Annotated in this window: 3 protein-coding genes and 1 pseudogene; 2 read left to right on the top strand and 2 right to left on the bottom strand. The window is 66.6% G+C overall.

Features of this window, described 5'->3' with window-relative positions; all coding sequences use genetic code 11:
• Positions 1-95 precede the first annotated feature (95 nt).
• Positions 96-794 (bottom strand): lipid-binding SYLF domain-containing protein, encoded by a 699-nt coding sequence (locus tag PF446_RS07215; RefSeq protein WP_298070637.1) that lies wholly within the window; start codon positions 792-794, stop codon positions 96-98.
• Between the two features lie 109 nt (positions 795-903).
• Here PF446_RS07215 and hemH point away from each other — a divergent pair, with 109 nt between their 5' ends.
• Positions 904-2025 (top strand): ferrochelatase, encoded by a 1122-nt coding sequence (gene hemH / locus PF446_RS07210; protein WP_298070635.1) that lies wholly within the window; start codon positions 904-906, stop codon positions 2023-2025.
• On the top strand, positions 2018-2878 hold the full coding sequence (locus PF446_RS07205) for an alpha/beta fold hydrolase (protein WP_298070633.1): 861 nt from the start codon (positions 2018-2020) through the stop codon (positions 2876-2878). The genes hemH and PF446_RS07205 overlap by 8 nt, the downstream gene beginning before the upstream one ends.
• Positions 2879-3005: 127 nt before the next feature.
• Here PF446_RS07205 and PF446_RS07200 read toward each other — a convergent pair.
• Positions 3006-3341 (bottom strand): annotated as a pseudogene (locus PF446_RS07200) (ABC transporter permease); the annotation flags it as partial.

Genomic DNA, 3341 nt, shown 5'->3' with positions numbered 1-3341 from the left:
GGGGCCTACGCTCACGGGAATTCCTCATCAAGACAGGATGTTGGTGGAGCATGCCGCGTCCTGGCACACGCCCGTCGGACACCGTCGGCATCCGCTTATTGCGCAGTGTACTCCTCCAGGCTGTCGCGGAAATCCACCACCGCGCTGGGTACGTTGGTGACACCGCCCTCGAAGATGCGCCGTGGCGTGATGCCCGGCCCGTATACGGCCTTGTCGGCAGCGTAGTCGATGCTCAGCACCGCACCGTTCAGGGAGACTCCGGCGAACAGGCCGCGCGAACGCGAATAGGAGTAGATCTCGGCCTTGAGCTGTGCATCGGTGGAAGCGTGCGCGTTGCGCCCGACGGGACCGGCGGCAGCGGCGGCATCGACACCGAGTGTGAACTTGCCGTCGACCAGCGAATCAACGCCGTGCTGGGTGCGGAACACCAGCACCACATCCGTGGACGACACGCCAGCCTGGAAGCCTACGCTGGCACTGGTCAGGCTGATGAAGACCGGGTTGGACCAGGTCCCGTTCGGGGTCTTCACCGAAACCAGCCCACGCCCATGGCTGCCGCCGAACACCAGGCCAGCCTTGATCACGTTGGGAACCACCACGATGGCACGGGCGTGGCGCAGCAGGTCCTGTGGAATGGCCTTGTCCGGTGCCATCTGGATTTGCCGCAACACCCGCACTGCATCGGAGGACCGCTTGAATGCCTCGCTGCGGTCATCGGCATGGGCCACGGTGAAAGGAAGGAACGCCGCGGTCAGAACAGCCAGAACCAAGGCCCGGAATCGCAGTTTGTACATGGTTGCCTCCAGGGCATGACGGATGGCCATGACCCGGCGGGACGCACCGGGAGCAGCCGTAAGTTCGCTTGTGGCAGACTGCACGGACACCCTCGCGGTTCCCTGTCCGATGCAATCAAAGTCCAACTATACCGGCCTTGCCGGTTACCGCCATGACAGCCTACCGGCGACAGGTGTACTGCTGGTGAATCTGGGCACCCCGGAAGCACCCACAGCGCGCGCCGTGCGCCCGTACCTGGCCGAATTTCTTGGCGACCCGAGGGTCATCGAGATTCCACGCTGGATCTGGAAACTGATCCTGCACGGCGTCATCCTGCGCATCCGTCCGCGACGCTCGGCCGAAGCCTACGCCAGGATCTGGACCGACAAGGGCTCCCCCCTGCGGGTCTTCAGCGAGGCCGTGGCCAGCGGCATGCAGTCCGAGCTAAGCCAGCGGCGCAGCGGCCCGATCCGGGTCGCCCTGGCGATGCGCTACGGCCGTCCGAGTGTGCTTCAGAGTGTTGCCCAGCTGCAGCGCGAAGGCGTGCGCCGGCTGCTGGTGCTGCCGATGTACCCGCAGTATTCGGCCACCTCGACCGGGGCCGTACTGGACGCCGTGGCCGATGCCATCAAGGAGCTGCGCTGGCCGCCGGAGCTGCGCATCATCAACGATTACCACGACGACACGGGCTACCTGGACGCGCTGGCCGCGAGCGTGCGGTCGCACTGGAACAAGCACGGTCGTGGCGACCGCCTGCTGCTGTCCTTCCACGGCATTCCCGAACGCTACGTACGCAACGGCGATCCGTATTTCTGCCAGTGCCAGGCGACGGCGCGCCTTTTGCGCGAGCGTCTCGAACTGGGTCCGGAGGATGTCACCGTCAGCTTCCAGTCGCGCGTCGGCCGCGAACGCTGGTTGCATCCCTACACCGATGAAACCGTGCGCGAACTGGGCCGCTCGGGCATCGGGGTGCTGGACGTGATCAGCCCGGGTTTTGCCGTCGACTGCCTGGAAACACTGGAGGAAGTGGCCATGCAGAATCGTGACTTCTTTCTCGAGGCCGGCGGCCGTGAGCTGCGCTACATTCCGGCGCTGAATGACGATGCACAGCATGTCCAGGCGCTCACCGACCTGGTCCTGCGTCACACGCAAGGCTGGCCCGAATGTGCGCCCGATTACGATGGCGAGGCAGCCGCCCGTCGCCTGACAGCCGCACACGAACGCGCCGGCAAGCTCGGTGCGCATGACTGAAACGGACATACCCGTCGCGATTCCCGGACTGCCACTTGCCGCCCGGGTGCACGGCCCACGCGACGCGCCCCCGCTGCTCGCCCTGCACGGCTGGCTCGACAATGCCGCCAGCTTCGACCGCCTGGCGTCGCTGCTGGCGCTGCACCACCGCGTAATCGCCCTGGACCTGCCCGGCCACGGCCGTTCGGCGCACCTGCCACCCGGCGCTTTCGTGCACTACCACATCGCTGACTACGTCGCGGCCGTGCTGGCCGCTGCGGACGTGCTCGGGCTGGAGCAGTTCGACCTGCTCGGGCATTCCCTGGGCGCCGGAGTGGCCAGCCTGGTCGCCGCCGCCGCGCCGGAGCGCGTGCGGCGGTTGGCGCTGATCGAGGGTCTTGGTCCGCTGGCCGACGATCCCGGCAACACCCTGGAGCGATTCCGCCACGCCGCCGACCGTCGCCTGGCAAGAAGCGAACCGCGCCTGCGCACCTTTGCCGACATCGACGCCGCGGTACAGGTCCGCAGCCGGGCCAGCCGGATGGACGCTTCGCTGGCTCGACCGATCGTCGAACGCGGCCTGGTCGAGGTCGACGGCGGCTACCGCTGGTCCAGTGATCCGCGGCTGACCCAACCCACCCCGGTCCGCCTGGCCGAATCGCAGGTGCGCACCCTGCTGGCCGGCATCAGTGCACCCACCTGGCTTTTGCTGGCCCATCCGCAGACCCCGTACCTGCCCGAAGACATGTTGCGCGCGCGTGCAGCGGTCATTCCCGCAATCCGCATCGACCACATGGACGGCAGCCACCACCTGCACCTGGAACATCCCGAAGCAGTCGCCCGGCTCCTGCTCGACCACTTCTCCCTGATGTAACACCACCTCGCCCCGGACAGCGCAGGTTGGGGAGAACGGTGCAAGGCCCAACACGGAATGGCCAGCTGCCGGCAGCTGCTGCAAGTTGTCGGGTTCGCTTGCGCTCCCCCGACCTTTGCACGCAGCATCAGGCCGAGATCGCCAGGCGTTCGGACAAATACACGCGAGCGGTGATCAGGCCCACTACCAGCGTGGCCGCGAAACCACTGAGCAGGCTCAGGACGATATCCACACCGCTGACGCTGCCGCCACGCAACAGTTCCGTGATGCCCATCTGCTGACCCAGCAGCGGCACGGCGTACATCCAGTCCGCCGACTTCACCGGAATCACGCTGAGCAGCAATGACGGCAGCACCGGCACGATCATCAGGATCGACAGATAGGTCTGCGCCTCGCGGTAACTCTTGGCGAACGCCGCCACCAGGGTCTGCAGCACGGACAGAAGCGCCACCAGCGGCAGCAT

It is taken from the genome of Oleiagrimonas sp. (assembly GCF_027858935.1).
Taxonomy (GTDB): Bacteria; Pseudomonadota; Gammaproteobacteria; order Xanthomonadales; family Rhodanobacteraceae; genus Oleiagrimonas.
The sequence above is the reverse complement of the archived record's forward strand: the minus strand, read 5'-3'. Positions and strand labels throughout refer to the sequence as shown.

Coding starts and splice junctions, on each gene's coding strand:
- PF446_RS07215 (WP_298070637.1), bottom strand. CDS start 794: ATGTACAAACTGCGATTCCGGGCCTTGGTTCTGGCTGTTCTGACCGCG.
- hemH (WP_298070635.1), top strand. CDS start 904: ATGCAATCAAAGTCCAACTATACCGGCCTTGCCGGTTACCGCCATGAC.
- PF446_RS07205 (WP_298070633.1), top strand. CDS start 2,018: ATGACTGAAACGGACATACCCGTCGCGATTCCCGGACTGCCACTTGCC.